We start from the raw sequence: 16792 nt of genomic DNA on the forward strand, positions 1-16792 counted from the left end.
CCCGGTAGCGTCATGACTATGAAACCCGAAAACACCCGCGAACAAATCGTGCAACATGCCCAGCGTCTGATTCAGGAACGCGGCTACAACGGTTTCAGCTACCGCGACTTGGCCGACCTGATCGGCATCAAGACATCCAGCATCCACTATTATTTTCCGCAGAAAGAAGACCTGCTGCTGGCCGTCGTACAGCAATACCAATCGCGCTGGAATGAGGCCATACAAGAGATCGATCCGGCGTTGAGGGCCGACGCGAAATTGCGAGCCTATGTCGATGCGCACCGTCGCGCGTTCTGCGGCACCGAGCGCATCTGCCTGGGTGCGGCGTTGGCAGCGGAGCTCGGCGCCCTGCCCGGCTGTGCACGGCAAGCATTGCAGAATTTCTACGCGGCGAACGAAACCTGGCTCACCAAACTGTTGGAACAAGGCGCCCGCGAAGGCAGCCTGCGCGTGCCAGGTGATCTGCGCGCATCGGCCCGCGCGTTATATGCCGCCTTGCAGGGCAGTCTGGTCAGCGCTCGCCTGTTTGAAAACGCAGAGCGAGTAGACGATCTCTTGCCCGCAGTGATGGCGTGACACAGAGTATGAAATCAAGGCCTGTGCACAAGCACAGGCCTTTTGCTGCGTGATGCAGACTAAGGCCCCATCGCGATTACGGGATCTCGAATGTGCGCAGGCCCAAGTCTTTCACCGCGCGATGCAGGGTCGTGGCCGACCCAACAAAATCATCTACGCAGCGACGCCGTGTTTGCAGCACACAGCGGTGATCACATCATCCAGGCGTTGCTGGTCCTGAAACAGACGCGAGCCCATCAGCGCGCCCTGGAACGCCGCAAACAACCAACGTCCATCAGCCGCCGTATCGCCGCAGGATTTCAGCGAGCCGTCCTCTATTCCGGCAGCGACGACCTCGGCCAGCCAGGTCTCGTGCATGCGGAAAAACGCCTGCACCGATTGCCGTGCCCGATCCGACAGCGAGGCAAAATCCGCCGCCAGCATGCCGCATAGACAAATCTGGTCGGTGGGCCCGCCCCGGAATAGCGCGGCATAACCCGCCAACCGCTCATTGGCGGGCAGGGACTTGTCGATGCCGTGCAACATCGCATAGACCTGCGCCGCATACTTGTCGATAACGGCGATCAACAGGTCGTCTTTGGCAGGGAAATAATAGTGAATACTGGCGGTTTTCACCCCCACGTGATCGGCCAGGTCCCGGTAGCTAAAACCGTTATAGCCCCGCCGCCTGATCAGGCACTGGGCATGTTCCAGAAGTTGGTCTCGGGTGGTAGCAGTATTCATAGTAGGGATATTGTTACCTACTAGTAGATCGGGGGTCAAGGCAAGCGAGTATCCTAGACTTTATTGTCGTCTTATCCGCTACAAGGCGGCCGATTATTTACATTCATCTCCTCTGATGTCAGACACCCTAGCCGCCTGGATTCCCCGTTTAACCGCCATTGCCGTCTCAGACAACCAAGACGACGGCGCGCATGACCTGAATCATCTGCAACGCGTCTGGCGTGTCGCCCGGACCTTGCTGGAAAGCCATCCCGAGGCCGACGCGCTGGTGGTGCTGACCGCCTGCTATCTGCACGATCTGGTCAACCTGCCCAAGAATCATCCCGAACGCGCTCAGGCTTCGCGCCAGGCGGCGCTTGAGGCCCGCCACCGCCTGGCTCAGACCGATTTCCCGGCGGACAAGCTCGATGCGGTGGCCCACGCCATCGAGGCACACAGCTTCTCGGCCGGCATTACGCCCACGACGCTGGAGGCAAAGATCGTGCAAGACGCAGACCGCCTCGATGCCTTGGGCGCCGTCGGTCTGGCTCGCCTGTTTTATACCGCTGGCCGCATGGGCTCGGCGTTTGCTCACCCCGACGATCCTCTGGCTCGCACGCGTCCTCTGGACGATCGCGCCTACGCCTTGGATCACATCGAAGCCAAACTCGCGACACTGCCCCCGACCATGCATACCGCGGCTGCACGCGCGATGGCCGAGGCCCGCCTGGCGTGGCTGAGGGGTTTTCGCGATACGTTCGTGCACGAGTGGAGTCCGGCGGAGTAACTCGCCTTTGAGCGCCGTTGCTCAGCGAGCAACGGCCGCGTGCTCATCCTGAACATCCAATATTTTTAACTCGGCATCCTTTCGATTGCTGCCGCTATTTGGGCTCGGTCACCACATCCCCGGACAGCTGTACTTTCTTGACCTCCGAGATATACATCACGATCAACGACACCCACACGATGCCGTAGAGCAGCATGAAACAACTGGAGCGGATCGGCACGAGTTCGGCCAACACGCCAAACATCAGCGGCAATAGAAAGCCGCCCAAGCCGCCGGCCAGCCCCACGATCCCCGTGACGACACCCATGTTCTCAGGAAAATCATCGGCCACGTATTTAAAGGTCGAGGCCATGCCAAAGGCAAACATCGCGCCCAGCACAAAGAGCAGTAACGTGAACAACCACACGGGTAAATAAAGATGAAATGACGCCGGACCGTTCAAGGTCTTGATCGTCAATGTCGTATCCGGGTAAGACAGGACAAACAAGGCCATCCAAGCCACCCATAGGCACCACCACGTCATTTTGTGCGCACCGAAACGATCGGCCAGGCCGCCGCCCACCGCGCGCAACACCGCGCCAGGCAGGGAAAAGCCCGCGGCCAGCGCGGACGCCGCCACCAATGTCAGTCCGTACTCGCCCTGAAAATATTGCGGGATCCACAACGACAGCGCGGTAAAGCCGCCAAAAGTGATCGAATAGTATTGGCAATAACGCCACACGCGGGGATTCTTCAGTATTTTGAATTGCTCGAGCAGTTTGCCGCCGGTTTTCCCGGCGCCGGGATCGGGTGCCGCCACAAACCAGAACATCACCGCAGTCGCCAGCAAAGCAACCGCATAAATCTTCGGCACCATGCGCCAGCCGTATGCCTCCAGCAACACCGGCGTCACGAATAAATTAACCGCAGCCCCAACGGTACCCGCGCCAAAGAACCCCATGGCAAAGCCCTTGCGATCGGCCGAGAAAAAGCGCGAAACGTATGGTGTCCCCACAGCGAAAGATGCCCCGACCAGCCCTAAAAACAAGCCAATCACCAAAAACTGCCACAGGGCCTGCGCATAGCTGACCAGATAGACCGGAATCGCACAGCCCAACAGCAATACCGTCATCACGATGCGGCCGCCGAATCGATCTGTCCACATGCCTAGCGGCAAACGGAAGATGGCGCCGGTCAATACAGGTGTAGAAGTAAGCAGCCCGAACTCGAACGCATTCAGCCCCAATTCCTCGCGAATGCGGATGCCCAGTACTCCGAACATCATCCACACCACAAAGCACACCATGAACGCAAACGTACTGCTGTACAACACCGGATAGGCACGTGGATGGTTGCTCATCGCGTTATTCCTGTTCGATAGGTTTCACATCACGATCGATTGAGTGGTGCCTACTGCAACAGCGGAGAATCAGCACCGGCGATATCTACGCCCTCGATGCGGGCCTGCCCTACCAGCCACTGCAGATACTGGTGCGTCGCGCGGCGCTCGGAGGCCTGTGCCAACCAGGCGGCAATACGCTCGTGGACCGCTTCAAAAGTCATGAGCGAACCGTCGACCTTGCGCCCGGTACGCACGATATGAAAACCATGGCGCGTCTGCACCAGACGATTCAACAAGGTATGCGCCGGCATGGCGAACACCGTTTCTTCGAACTCGGGCAAGGTCTCGCCGCGTCCGATATCCCCCAGCCGCCCTCCTTCTTGAGCGGACAGGCAATTCGAATACTGCCGCGCGTAATCTGCGAAGGCGTCTGGCGGCGCTCGATGCAACTCCTGCAACACCTCGCCCGCGCGGGCGCGCAGGCGCTGTGGATCCACGCGCGGCGTGAGTTGGAACAGGATGTGCCACACCTCGACCAGCGCACCGCTGACGAAGCGATCCGCATTCTGCTCATAGTAGCGGCGGCAACTGGCCTCGTCCGCGACGGGCGTTTTTACCTCGGCGGCCAATACTGCCTGTATCGCGGCATCGTCACCGTCCTGCGCCAATCCCAATTCCCGAGCGCGCTGCAACAGCAACTCGCGGAAGACCAGCTCATGGCCTGCGCGCTGCACCGGATCAGCGTCGTTCTGATGCCGCGCCACTTCTGCCTGTATCTGGGCATCGCTGATAGAAACGCCGTTCACGACGATCATGTTTTCTTCCTCTTAACGCGAACGCACGAGCTGCCATGCGCGGGTCAGATATCCCACTGATGCAAAACCGCTCCAGACGTGCACCAAACGTGTGAACGGAAAGATCAGGAACAAGGTCATGCCCAGCACCATATGCACCTGATACACCCATGGCACGCCCACCATCACCTCGGCAGCCCCGGCACGAAAGGTCACGATCCGCTGTGCCCAATCGCCCAGCAACAACATCAAGGATCCATCCTTGTGCTCGGCCGAGGTCAAAATGGACAACAGTCCCAGCGACAGTACGATCAAGATCCAGATGAGCGTCACCCAATCTGAAACGCGCGAGGTCGCTCTCAAGCGCGGCTCGGACATCCTTCTATAGATCAAAATCAACAAGCCGGCCAGGCAGATCAGCCCCAGAATGGCCCCGACGACGACGGCCATCAGTTGTTTCAGTTCGGTGGAAAGACCCAATGCGTGATATACCGCGGGCGGCGTCAACAATCCGAACAGATGCGTAAAGAACAGGGACAGGATGCCGATGTGAAACAGGTTGCTGCCCCAACGCAACGCGCCTCGTTTCAACAATTGGCTGGAATCGCTCTTCCACGTGTACTGGTCACGCTCGAACCGAGCCAGGCTGCCAAACAAAAAGATGGCCAGCGCAATATAGGGGTACACCGCAAAAAAGAAATGATGCAGATAGGCAGACATGCGGGTCTCCTTATGACGAAGCAGAACCGGACACAGCCCGTGCGCGCCGAGGGTCCGTTTCGTAAAAATGCACGGGCTGTGCCGTTTGCGTACGCGCCCGCAGCGCGGGCTCGGAACCGTCAGCGTCCGGCCCGAACGTGATCATGGACTCATCCAGTTCCTCTGGCGCGGGGTCTGGCAAGGGCTGCGGCACAGCAGAGGTCAGCGCGCGCAATACGGTGAACACCGCTGCATAGGGGCTGCCGTACTGCGTCAGCTTGTCGCCGATGCGCACCAGCACATGAATCGCATCCCCCAGCAATGCGGAGGCTTTCTCGGCAGGGATCTGCCCGAGAAACTCCAGGAACAGCGGCACATAATCCGGCAATTCCGAGGTCTCCAATATCAATCCATGGCGCAAATACTCATCACGCAAATCGACCATCGCCTGCCCGCGATCGCGCGATTGACCGTGAATGTGTTCAAACAAATGCAGGGAGTGAGCAGGCCTCCGGTCAAACGTCGACACATATTGTTCCTGCAGATCGATCAAATCGTCCGCGCTGCTCAACATATCAAACAAAGGCGTCAACTGCTGGCGCTGCCACGCTGTCACACTGGTCTGCAGTTCAGGCACGGCAGCCAACAACGCCTGATCGGGGTACGCCAACAACGCCGACAGTACGCGATACACCGATACTGGCGGCGCCGATGATTCGCGCCCCTGGATATGCTCGATGGTCATGACGGCTCCTATCCCGATACCTTGTCGCGCTGCACTTCCATGAACACCATTTTCTGTGCATCACCGCGCGGCTTGCTGCCAAACAGACTGCCCTCGGACACGCCATCCGAACAGCCATTGCCGAACGAAAATCCACAGCCGCCCCGCATGTCAAAGGCGTTTTCTGCATACTCGCGATGCGAGGTGGGAATCACGAACCGGTCTTCATAATTGGCAATGGCCAGATAGCGATACATCTCTTCGATCTCGTGCGTACTGAGACCTACCTGCTGCAAGATATCGATACGCTCCTGACCGTCGACCGTACGCGCTCGCATGAAAGCCCGCATCGCCAGCAGACGTTCCAGCGCGAGAGCCACCGGCACCTCGTCACCCGCGGTCAACATATTGGCCAGATAACGCAAGGGAATACGCAGCGATTTCACATCGGGGATATCACCGAACGCCCCGATGTGGCCGCTATTGGCCGCCGCCTGAATTGGCGACAAGGGCGGCACGTACCACACCATCGGCAGCGTGCGGTATTCCGGGTGCAGAGGGAATGCGATGCGCCATTGCACCGCCATTTTGTAGGTAGGCGAATGCCGTGCCGCATCCAGCCACCCCTGAGGCACGCCATCGGCCAGGGCTTGCGCAATCACTGCGGGATCTTCGGGATCCAAAAACACGCTGAGTTGAGCCTCGTAGAGGTCTTTCTCGTCTTCGGTGGCAGCGGCTTGCTCGATACGGTCGGCGTCATACAGCAGCACGCCCAGATAGCGTATGCGCCCCACACAGGTCTCCGAACAGACTGTAGGCTGGCCTGCCTCGATGCGCGGATAGCAGAAGATGCACTTCTCGGCCTTGCCGCTTTGCCAGTTGTAGTAGATCTTTTTGTAAGGACAGCCCGACACGCACATGCGCCAGCCGCGGCATTTGTCCTGATCGACCAGCACGATACCGTCCTCTTCGCGCTTGTAGATCGAGCCCGACGGGCAGCTGGCCACGCAGCTCGGGTTCAGGCAGTGCTCGCACAAGCGAGGCAAATACATCATGAAGGTATTTTCAAACTGGCCGTAAATATCCTTCTGCACGTCTTCAAAATTGACGTCCTGCGACCGTTTGGCAAACTCGCCGCCCAGGATCTCCTCCCAGTTCGGCCCCCACTCGATCTTTTCCATGCGCTGCCCGGTGATCAACGACCGAGGGCGCGCGGTGGGTGCCGCCCGCAGCTCGGGGGCACTCTGTAGATGATCATAGTCAAAAGTAAAAGGCTCGTAATAGTCGTCGATCTCGGGCAGATTGGGGTTCGCAAAAATATGCGACAGCAAACGCAGCTTGCCTCCCTGGCGCGGCTCGATTTTTCCTGACGCCGTCCGTTTCCATCCGCCATTCCAGCGCTTCTGGTTTTCCCAATCCTTGGGGTAGCCTATGCCCGGCTTGGTCTCGACGTTGTTGAACCAGGCGTATTCCATGCCTTCGCGTGAGGTCCACACGTTCTTGCATGTCACCGAACAGGTATGGCAGCCAATGCACTTGTCCAGATTCAGCACCATGGCGATTTGCGCGCGTACTTTCATCAGCCTGCTCCAGTGCTCAGGCTTGAGAAGTTTCGGCACGGTCGGCATGCTCGCCTTCCAGCCAGTCGATCTTGCGCATCTTGCGCACAATCACAAACTCATCGCGGTTCGATCCCACCGTGCCGTAGTAATTCAAACCGTACGACTGCTGTGCATACCCGCCGATCATGTGGGTGGGCTTGAGCACAATGCGCGTCACCGAGTTGTGAATACCGCCGCGTGCACCGGTGATTTCCGAGCCCGGCATGTTCACGATTTTTTCCTGGGCGTGGTACATCATGGTCATGCCCTCGGGCACCCGTTGGCTCACCACCACCCGGGCTACTAGCGCCCCGTTTTCGTTGTAGGCCTCGATCCAGTCGTTATCGACCAGGCCGGCCGTGGCGGCGTCTTTCTCTGACATCCACAGGATCGGGCCGCCACGCGACAGCGTCAACATGATCAAGTTGTCGGTGTAGGTCGAGTGGATGCCCCATTTCTGGTGCGGGGTGATGAAGTTCAGCACCACCTGTGGATGGCCATTGTCGTGACGGCCGTCCAGCATGGACGATAGGGATTTTGTATCCACCGGCGGCCGATATACGCACAAGGCCTCGCCAAAGGCGCGCATCCAGAGATGATCCTGATACAGCTGCTGGCGGCCTGTGAGCGTACGCCACGGAATCAACTCGTGCACATTGGTATAGCCCGCGGTGTAGCTGACGTGATCCGACTCTACGCCTGACCAAGTCGGCGACGAGATGATCTTGCGAGGCTGCGCTTGCAGATCGCGATAGCGTATTTTTTCATGCTCGCGAGGCAAAGCCAGATGCGTATGATCGCGGCCGGTCATCACCGACAGGGCCTTCCATGCCTTGACCGCGACCTCACCGTTGGTTTCGGGCGCCAAGGCCAGGATCGTCTCGACCGCGTCGATATCGGTATCCAGACGAGGCAGGCCTTGACTGACGCCTGCTTCTTCCACCGCATAGTTCAGCTTTGCCAGCAGATCGCATTCGTCGCCGGCAGGCCAATTGATGCCCTTGCCCCCGACACCCAGCTTGCGCGTCAGCGGTCCCAGCGACGTAAATTGCTTATAGAGATCGGGATAGTTACGCTCGACGATCGAGATCGACGGCATCGTCTTGCCAGGAATCATATCGGCCTGGCCTTGTTTCCAGTCTTTGACGCCAAAGGGATCGCCCAACTCCGCCGGGCTATCGTGCTGCATGGGCGTCAAGACCACGTCCTGCGACGCCGGCAATTCCGTCTGCGCAATCTGGGAAAAGGCACGAGCAATGCCTTTGTAGATTTCCCAATCGCTACGGGATTCCCAGACAGGATCCACGGCTGCGGAGAACGGATGGATGAACGGGTGCATATCCGAGGTGTTGAGATCGTTCTTCTCGTACCACGTCGCCGTAGGCAGCACCACGTCGGAATACACACAGGTCGTGGACATGCGAAAATCCAGCGTGACCAGCAAATCCAGTTTGCCGCGCGGCGCCTCGTCATGCCAAGCGACCTCTTGCGGCTTGTCGCCGCCGGTCTCGCCCAGATCCTTGCCCTGCACGCCATGCTCTGTCCCGAGCAAGTGCTTGAGAAAATACTCGTGGCCCTTGCCTGACGAGCCTAGCAAATTGGATCGCCACAAGAACATATTGCGCGGATAGTTATCGGGATGATCGGGATCCTCGCAAGACAGCTTTAGACGTCCATCGCGCAATGCCTGCACGACATAATCGGCAGGCGATTGCCCCGCCTCTCGCGCATCGCGTGCCACCTGCAGCGGATTGGTCTGCAACTGCGGCGCCGATGGCAGCCATCCCATGCGTTCGGCGCGCACATTGAAATCGATCAACTCGCCCTGAAAAGCCTCAGCCTCGGCCAATGGCGACAGAATTTCAGAAACCTTCAGTTTTTCATAACGCCATTGATCCGTGTGCGCATAGAAAAACGACGTGCCATTCATATGACGCGGCGGACGGCACCAGTCCAGGCCGAAGGCCAAGGTCGTCCAGCCCGTCTGCGGCCGCAACTTTTCTTGGCCTACATAATGACACCACCCGCCGCCCGATTTGCCCACACAGCCGCACATCACGACTAAATTGATGATGCCGCGATACGCCATGTCCATGTGATACCAGTGATTCAGGCCGGCTCCCAGGATCACCATCGACTTGCCCTGCGTCTTGTCCGCCGTCTCGGCAAACTGGCGCGCCACCGTAATGACGTCTTCACGTTTGACGCCGGTGATACGTTCTTGCCACGCAGGGGTATACGGCACGTCATCGTCGTACGAGCTCGCAACGTTCGCGCCCCCCAGACCTCGATCCAGTCCGTAATTGGCCATCAATAGGTCGTACACCGTCACGGCCAACACCTCGCCCTCGACGGTCTGGACTCGCCGCACGGCCATGTTGCGTTCCAACACTTCGGGATGATCCGTGCCCTGGAAATAATCGTGCTGACGCCCGCCAAAATACGGAAACGCCACCGGCACCACCTCGTCATGGCTGCCCACCAGCGACAGACGCAGCGTCAGCGGATTACCGTCCGCATCCTTGGCGTCCAGATTCCATTTGCCCAGGTCGCCGCCTTCTTTCTGTCCCCAACGAAAACCTATCGACCCATTCGGCGCGACCAGGTCGCCCGTAGCGTCATTGCAGGCTACGGTTTTCCATTCGGGATTATTGGTCTGCCCCAGACCATCTGCAAAATCCGAGGCGCGCAACATACGCTCGGGCACATAGCGCGTACCTTGGCGCACCAGTCGCACCAGGAACGGCATATCGGAATACTGCCTGCAGTACTCGCGGAAATACTCGCTCTTTCCCTCGAGGTGAAACTCTTTGAGAATCACATGCCCCATGGCCAGCGCCAGTGCGGCGTCGGTCCCCTGCTTGGGATGCAGCCACACATCGCCGAATTTCGCGCCCTCGGCATAGTCGGGGAAAATCGACACGATCTTTGCGCCGCGGTATCGCGCCTCGACCATGAAATGCGCATCCGGCGTGCGCGTCTGGGGCACATTCGAACCCCACATCATGATGAAGCTGGAGTTATACCAATCCGCGGATTCGGCCACGTCTGTTTGCTCGCCCCAGGTCTGGGGGCTGGCGGGAGGCAGATCGCAATACCAATCGTAGAAACTCAGAATCGTGCCGCCCAGCATCGATAGATATCGACTGCCCGCAGAAAACGACACCATCGACATGGCGGGGATAGGCGAAAACCCGATGATGCGATCCGGCCCATAACGCTTGATCGTGTAGACGTTGGCTGCCGCAACCAACTCGTTGACCTCGTCCCAGGTGGCCCGGACAAAGCCTCCCAACCCGCGCACGCGCTTGTAATCATCCGCGAGGCCTGGTGTCGTACAGATATGCTCCCACGCCGCCAAGGGCGCCATCGTCTTGCGGGCCTCGCGCCACAGCCGGGCCAGGCGCCCGCGCAACATGGGATATTTGATGCGGTTCGCGCTATACAGATACCAGGAATAGGATGCACCGCGAGAACAACCGCGCGGTTCATGGTTCGGCATGTCGGCACGGGTACGGGGATAGTCCGTCTGCTGGGTTTCCCACGTCACGATGCCGCCCTTGACGTAGATCTTCCACGAACAGGAGCCCGTGCAATTCACGCCATGCGTCGAGCGTACGATCTTGTCATGCTGCCAGCGATCCCGATAGGCTTTTTCCCAGCCGCGGTCTTCGTGGACCACAGCGCCGTGGCCGTCCGAAAAGGACTCTTTGGCGCGCGTAAAGTATTTGAGGCGATCGACGAAATAGCTCACTGGCAGGCTCCTGGCGTTATTGGGATAGCAACAACATGCTCAGAAGCTAGGGTGGCGGCCGAACGCGTCTGCACGAGAGAAATGCCATCGAAACTTCCTTATCGACGATCAAGCTGCATGCAAAACGTTACTACCGTACTGTTTACGATAAATGACGTCAAGATTCGAAATATTTAATAAGAATCATCATTATTTGCCGAATTATCGCTTTCTGGGCAACGAGCTACGATAAAGCCCGGCCCGGCTTGATTCCGGTATTGGCCATTGAAAAGATTGATAAAGATCAAGCGCGCGGCATTTAATGCGCGGCGGCCCTAACATTCCGATCAAAAAAGATACAGCCTGGCGCAGTGAGGGCTTGCTAAGCTTCCGGCTCCGCAGAGCGAGGAACCGGCATGCAAGGGATCACCGCACCGTTTGCACTGACCTTTCGCCTATGGCGGCGCTTTTGGCCGCAATTGGTCGCCCTGGTACTGATCGGCAGCCTGGCTCACGCGCTCCTGCTGCGCTTGGCGGTCCATACCGGATTCGCAAACCATATGGCCGGCCTGGCGGTGTTGACGCTCGTGGCCCTGGCCCAATTGGTAGTCACCGTGACGATGTTCCAGGTGTTGCTGCCCGGCCTGCCTGCGATACGAGCCGCCCAGGACGCAGCGCGTGGCGATGCCGAGCCAGACCCGAACTCACGCCGATTTCTGTCCGCCGTGTCCGTGGCCTTGCTGCCCTTTTTTGCCTACTACGCCGCCTGGGGATTCCTGGGCGATACCGTGAGGCAATACTCTCGTCTCGCGCTCAGCCTGGACCCGATGGGACAACACGGCATGATTCTGGATGCCCTGGATTCGCGCTGGCTATTGATTTCGGTCGCCATCTCGTGGCTGGTGCGCAAGCTGGCACTGCGATGTCAGAAAGCGACGGGACGCCCCTTCTGGCAGATCGTCGTGGTGATCTGTGAGACGAACTGGATCCTGGTCGGCCTGTATGTCATCAGCCGCTGGAAAGACCAGCTCTGGGCCTGGATTGCGACCCATTCCGTGTGGGAAAACCTGCTGTCCTTCCTGAACGTATTGCTCACGCCGATTGCCACCGCCTGGGCGGCAGCCGCAGATAACGGCCCGCCCATTCCTGTCGAAGAACTGGGCAATACCCCAGGGAAAATGCTGGTGAGCTTGTTTTTCTATGCCTTGCTACCGGCGGTCTGGTTAGTGATGACCGCCTTGGTTTACGGCTATGACGTGCGCAATGATCAAGAGCTGCTGCGATCCCATCGCCGCATCGAACGTTTCGGCGAACGCTATCAGGCCATTCCGAAATTCTTGCGGGATTTCCTCGCGCACTTCATCGGCGGATACCGGTCGCGTTATCTGCCGGTCGCCAATAGCGTGCGGCTGACATTGAATGCCGGCGTGCTGCTGCTGATCACCTTGATTGTGGGCTATCGCCTGATTGACTGGTGCAGCGCTCAGTTATGGATCATCGGCGGCCGCCTGATCGGGCCGCTGGATATCGACTCGGCGCAGGTCGCTGCCCAGGGCTTATCCTTGTTGCTTGGCAGCCCGTTTCGGGATTCGTCCACAGGCATTTTGATCGAACCGTTGCGGATATGTTTTCTGGTGGCGATTCTGGAAACAGCGTTTGCCCAACCTCTGCGACGCAACGCATCCCCCGCATCGCCTTCGTCTCCTGCCGGACAAGCTGCCTGATTGCTTTTGGCAATCCCCCGAGGGTCTGTCGCCAGGGGTCTCCTCTTGTCTTGAAAACAACAACTCGAAAAAACATGAATGGAAATGAGAATCATAATTAGATAATATCCAAGCCGGTCGTCTATCTAAGAAGAATTCTCATGTGCCACGCCGGTCCTCGAAAGCTGCTCCCCGTTGTCCTCGGCGCCAGTATGCTGATTCCCCTGCCGCTCGTTGCGCAAGACGCTGACACCACGACATTGGCGCCCGTCATCGTCCACGGCGCCGATGACGGCGAGAACGGTCTAGCCACCGCGCCCGTATCCAACGGCGCATTGGGGACGCGCAATGCGTTGAACACGCCGTTTTCCATCACGTCGGTCGGCGAAGAGGCGCTGGCCGACCGCCAGGTGTCATCATTAGGCGAAGTCTTCGCGCGCGACGCCAGTGTGATTGCGGTGGGCAATAGCTACAACAGCCGTCCCTCGACGTTGGTGGTGCGTGGCCTGCAGCTGGATGCGTTCAACAGCTACAAAATCGACGGCATGTCCATCGTCAACTATGGCGTGGAGCTCCCGCTGGAACAGTTCGAACGCGTGGACCTATTGAAAGGTCCCGGCGGCTTTATGTACGGATTCGGATCACCGGGAGGCATCGTCAACTACGTCACGAAAAAGCCGACCGAAGACTTTCTGGCCAGCGTCGATGTGGGCTATCGGTCAGACAGCATTTTTCAAGAACATGTGGATATGGGCGGACGAGTGGGGCCGGACAAGCGTCTGGGCTACCGCCTGAACTACACGCACGAACAAGGCGATACCTATAACGATGGCAGTATCAACCGCGACTCGTTCTCGCTGGCGCTGGACTTGCGGCTGACGCCGGATCTGCTGTGGACGTTCGAAGGCCTGTATCAAGACCGCGAGACCGACGGCACTGTGCAGGCGGTCGCGCTACCGGCTGCGCGATATACCGGCAACGGCCTGCCGGACACCATCAGCGGCCGTACGCAATTGTCGACCGATGGCAGCGGCTATCACGCAGTCAGCAAGTTCGCCAAAACGGGACTGCAATGGAAGTTTGCTCCAACGTGGACAGCGTCGGTGGACTACAGTTTCAGTCAGGCGATTCGTACCTACAAAGAAGAAACGCTGAATCTGCTGAACGAGGCAGGCGACTATGACGACTATATGTACGATCAGAAAAATGCGTACCGATTTAATCAGTTGCAAGCCATGGTCCAAGGCCAATTCGCTACCGGTTTTCTGACGCATGAGGTAGTGCTGGGCGCAGCGACGCAGACGCAGGCCAATGATTTCAATTCAAATAGCTTTTACGGGTCGATCGGCTACGGCAACCTCTATGACGGTGCACGTCCTTCCCCCTACACCGGATCGCGGACGCCCCAAATGTACCGGGGCGCAGAATACGAGCAGGATGCCTTGTTTGCCAGCGATACGATCAGCATAGGCGAGCATTGGTCGCTATTGGCCGGTGCGCGTTATATCTCGTACCGGCAGCACAGTATCAATGCCGCAGGCGTTGCAGGCGAAGCCTACAAAAAACATCCTCTCACACCGACTTTCGCGTTGATGTACAAGCCGGCTGCAGGAACCACGGTGTACGCCAGCTATGTAGAGTCCTTGGAACAGGGCAGCACAGTGGGCAGTCAGTATGCAAATGCGGGCGCCACCCTGGCACCGCTCAAGAGCAAGCAGTACGAATTCGGCATCAAAACGGCGCAAAGCGATTGGGGCGCCTCCGCGGCGCTGTTCCGCATCGAACGCGGAACCGGCTACGTGAACAACGCCAATGAATATGTGCAGGATGGCGAGGGACGCATTCAAGGGCTGGAACTGGCCGGCAATGTCCGCGTGGCGCGCGATTGGGATCTGCAGGCCAACGCCATGTGGCTGAGCGCGAAATACCAGACGGGCAATGCCGCCTTGGAGGGCAATCGTTTGCCGGGCTCCGCGCGCTTTATCGCATCGGGTCAAGTCACCTATGCCCTGCCCGCCCTGCCGGGGCTCAGCGTCGCTGCCGGCGTGAAATACGTGGGATCGTCCAATCTCGATTCGGCCAATAATCTGACCGTGCCCAGCTATTACACCGTGGATCTGGGCGCCGTATACCGTACGCGAATCGCCACCAAAAACGTGGTGCTGCGCGCTGCCATCGATAACCTGACCAATCGCCGCTACTGGTATTACGTGGGAGAAAACAGCATCCTGCCCTCGCCGTCGCGCACGGTCAGCCTGAATGCCCAGGTCTATTTCTGATTATCCGGCGGTTTGACCTGCATCAACTGTGGCGGTTGCGCGAAGCGTAGGTAGCGCGGTTGCTGCGGCTGCAGCGTCACCACGACTCGGAGCGAGTCGGCCACATCGCGCGGCGCGAGAAACGCCTCGCGCACACGCACGATAGAGCCGGTCTTTGCGCCCGACATATAGATCGTCGTCGTGCAAGGCCGCGCTTCCGAGCGAGGCAAGCGCATGGCTTCAGTCGGCGCCCAACGCCGGCCATCGGGACTTTCGAGGGAAATCGTGCATCCGCGCCAGTTCTTGGCCAGATCCGCGTCTTGCACTTGTACCTCGAATTCGGCCAACATCCCCATGGCCCCCTCGGGAATGTCTTTACCGGCGGGGACCGGCACCATACGGAATTTGCTCAGTTTCCATTGCGAGCCACCGAAATCACCGCTGCCGTTGACAGCGACATCTTGTGCCAGACGATCCCGACTCACCCACCATGCACTGATCGACTCATAGGCGGACACACCGATAAGCAGGGGCAACAGCACGATCAACGCATAAAGACTGCGGCGGCGCCAGCGCTTTTCGTCGGCATCCAGCGGACTGTCGCTGCGCCCGTTCATGGTTGGGCTCCGTCCAGCCGATTGAGAGAAACGAGATCTGCGACTTCCAACGCACCATCGGCCGCCCGAGGCAAGTCGTCCAATGCGATATGGGCCTCGGCATCCAGGCGCGGCGGCAGCCCTGACGGCCACACGACCAAGGTCGCATCGCCCACCTGGTCTGGCCGGATCTCGAACAGAAACCGCCCGAATGTGGACAGGCCCGGATCCAACCTGATGGGAGTCATGTGCGGCGGGTTCACGGCGCGATCGGATTGCTCGTAGCGCAGCCCCTGTGGTCCGTCCCAAAAACCTCTCGTGATGGACATCGATTCCGAACGCGCCGTGAGGGAGGCAGTCACAATCGCCCACAAACCCGACGTCGTGAGCACCACGTCTTTGCCGATATACCGATACGCGATTTTCCGGGCAAATTGCACGCGCTGCACCTCGATATCGAATAGCCGGGTCGATGCCGTCTCGTGCATGCCGGCACGCACCGGGATCGCCCCCGTCAATTCATCATAGCGCGGCGTGGTGCGCTGCATCGCGAACAATACGGCAGCGGCGATCAGGATCAGCGCCAATGTCGCCAAGCGCCGCTTCACGAGGCTCGCTCCGTAGCGCCGGCAGCCGACGGCGCGGCAGCGGGTGTACTCGTGGCAGGTGCTGGGGCGGGGTCCAACGGCAACGTGAATTGCCCGATCACTTTAGGGTTCGTCCACAACGGGGTGCCATAGAGGTTATCGACAGGTTTATAGGTCTTGGCGATAACCTCTATCGGCATTTTTTCCGGCAACGACACCGAGCCGGACAATACCCAGACATAGGCCACGCGTTCAGGCATACCGGGATGCAGCAAAGGAATCATCTTCGAGTCGCGCAATAGCGCCACATCAGGATTTTCGGGTTTGGCGCCCGCGGGCCATTTGGGTTTGAGCGTGTCGTTATACGCACGGCTCGAAGATGCCGAGCGATTATTCAAATCGACTTCCACGACCAGGGCCTGTTGCCCCGGCTGCAGCCGTACCCCATAGACTCGTTCTGCTTTGCTGACCCAGGCGCGATGCGGCACCACTTGCCATCGGCCCGCATCGATTTGCGCGCCTGCTTCATACTGCGTCACGGGCGCAACGGTCCCCGCACCCATGATGGTGTAGACCGTTGCCGTGCAGACCGCCACGGTAGAACCCACCCCAGTGGCAATCCGGGTTTTGAGCTTTCCGAGTGCTGGACGCATCCGCGCTCCCGTATCAACGTGCGTAGATTGGGTGTTGCCGAAAGTCCGAAATCGTAGC

At 58.9% G+C, this 16792-nt stretch carries 14 protein-coding genes; 4 read left to right on the plus strand and 10 right to left on the minus strand.

Going from position 1 to position 16792, the window contains the following annotated elements; translation table 11 throughout:
* Positions 1–12 precede the first annotated feature (12 nt).
* Positions 13–576: a TetR/AcrR family transcriptional regulator gene (locus CAL20_RS19210; RefSeq protein ID WP_373558312.1), complete on the plus strand. Its 564-nt coding sequence runs from the start codon at positions 13–15 to the stop codon at positions 574–576.
* Positions 577–729: 153 nt separating this feature from the next.
* Here the strand turns inward: CAL20_RS19210 and CAL20_RS19215 are convergent, their stop codons facing one another.
* The gene (locus tag CAL20_RS19215; RefSeq protein ID WP_094822616.1) at positions 730–1299 is read right to left on the minus strand and encodes a TetR/AcrR family transcriptional regulator; all 570 of its coding nucleotides are present in this window, start codon (positions 1297–1299) and stop codon (positions 730–732) included.
* Between the two features lie 115 nt (positions 1300–1414).
* On the opposite strand from CAL20_RS19215, the gene CAL20_RS19220 reads away from it, so the two are divergent.
* Positions 1415–2065, plus strand: a complete 651-nt coding sequence (locus CAL20_RS19220; protein WP_094838664.1) for an HD domain-containing protein — start codon at positions 1415–1417, stop codon at positions 2063–2065.
* A 94-nt stretch (positions 2066–2159) separates the two neighbouring features.
* Here CAL20_RS19220 and CAL20_RS19225 read toward each other — a convergent pair whose 3' ends face one another.
* Genes CAL20_RS19225 through CAL20_RS19250 form a run of 6 tightly spaced genes read right to left on the minus strand, consistent with a single transcriptional unit; the run spans position 2160 to position 10958 of the window.
* Positions 2160–3404: an MFS transporter gene (locus CAL20_RS19225; protein ID WP_094838665.1), complete on the minus strand. Its 1245-nt coding sequence runs from the start codon at positions 3402–3404 to the stop codon at positions 2160–2162.
* Positions 3405–3454: 50 nt separating this feature from the next.
* Complete coding sequence (locus CAL20_RS19230) at positions 3455–4201, minus strand: peptidylprolyl isomerase (RefSeq protein ID WP_094838666.1); 747 nt, start codon at positions 4199–4201, stop codon at positions 3455–3457.
* A 12-nt stretch (positions 4202–4213) separates the two neighbouring features.
* Positions 4214–4900 (minus strand): respiratory nitrate reductase subunit gamma, encoded by a 687-nt coding sequence (gene narI / locus CAL20_RS19235; protein ID WP_094838667.1) that lies wholly within the window; start codon positions 4898–4900, stop codon positions 4214–4216.
* 10 nt (positions 4901–4910) lie between these two features.
* Positions 4911–5624, minus strand: coding sequence for a nitrate reductase molybdenum cofactor assembly chaperone (gene narJ, locus CAL20_RS19240; RefSeq protein ID WP_094838668.1), 714 nt, complete (start codon positions 5622–5624; stop codon positions 4911–4913).
* Positions 5625–5632: 8 nt separating this feature from the next.
* Entirely contained in the window at positions 5633–7183 is a 1551-nt protein-coding gene (narH, locus tag CAL20_RS19245) for a nitrate reductase subunit beta (protein WP_094838669.1), read from the minus strand.
* A gap of 16 nt (positions 7184–7199) precedes the next feature.
* Positions 7200–10958: a nitrate reductase subunit alpha gene (locus CAL20_RS19250; RefSeq protein ID WP_094838670.1), complete on the minus strand. Its 3759-nt coding sequence runs from the start codon at positions 10956–10958 to the stop codon at positions 7200–7202.
* Between the two features lie 395 nt (positions 10959–11353).
* Here CAL20_RS19250 and CAL20_RS19255 point away from each other — a divergent pair, with 395 nt between their 5' ends.
* Positions 11354–12661, plus strand: a complete 1308-nt coding sequence (locus CAL20_RS19255) for a hypothetical protein (protein ID WP_094838671.1) — start codon at positions 11354–11356, stop codon at positions 12659–12661.
* A 191-nt stretch (positions 12662–12852) separates the two neighbouring features.
* Complete coding sequence (locus CAL20_RS19260; RefSeq protein WP_179266703.1) at positions 12853–14919, plus strand: TonB-dependent siderophore receptor; 2067 nt, start codon at positions 12853–12855, stop codon at positions 14917–14919.
* Here CAL20_RS19260 and CAL20_RS19265 read toward each other — a convergent pair.
* Genes CAL20_RS19265 through CAL20_RS19275 form a run of 3 tightly spaced genes read right to left on the minus strand, consistent with a single transcriptional unit; the run spans position 14910 to position 16734 of the window.
* On the minus strand, positions 14910–15515 hold the full coding sequence (locus CAL20_RS19265) for a hypothetical protein (protein ID WP_094838673.1): 606 nt from the start codon (positions 15513–15515) through the stop codon (positions 14910–14912). The genes CAL20_RS19260 and CAL20_RS19265 overlap by 10 nt on opposite strands.
* Positions 15512–16102, minus strand: a complete 591-nt coding sequence (locus CAL20_RS19270) for a hypothetical protein (protein WP_094838674.1) — start codon at positions 16100–16102, stop codon at positions 15512–15514. The genes CAL20_RS19265 and CAL20_RS19270 overlap by 4 nt, the downstream gene beginning before the upstream one ends.
* Positions 16099–16734 carry a hypothetical protein gene (locus CAL20_RS19275; protein ID WP_143277084.1) on the minus strand — a complete coding sequence of 212 codons (636 nt, stop codon included), beginning with the start codon at positions 16732–16734 and terminating at the stop codon, positions 16099–16101. Before CAL20_RS19275 ends, CAL20_RS19270 begins: the two co-directional genes overlap by 4 nt.
* Positions 16735–16792 lie beyond the last annotated feature (58 nt).

The sequence above is a fragment of the Bordetella genomosp. 4 genome (genome assembly GCF_002261185.1).
In the GTDB taxonomy this organism is placed as follows: Bacteria; Pseudomonadota; Gammaproteobacteria; order Burkholderiales; family Burkholderiaceae_B; genus Bordetella_A.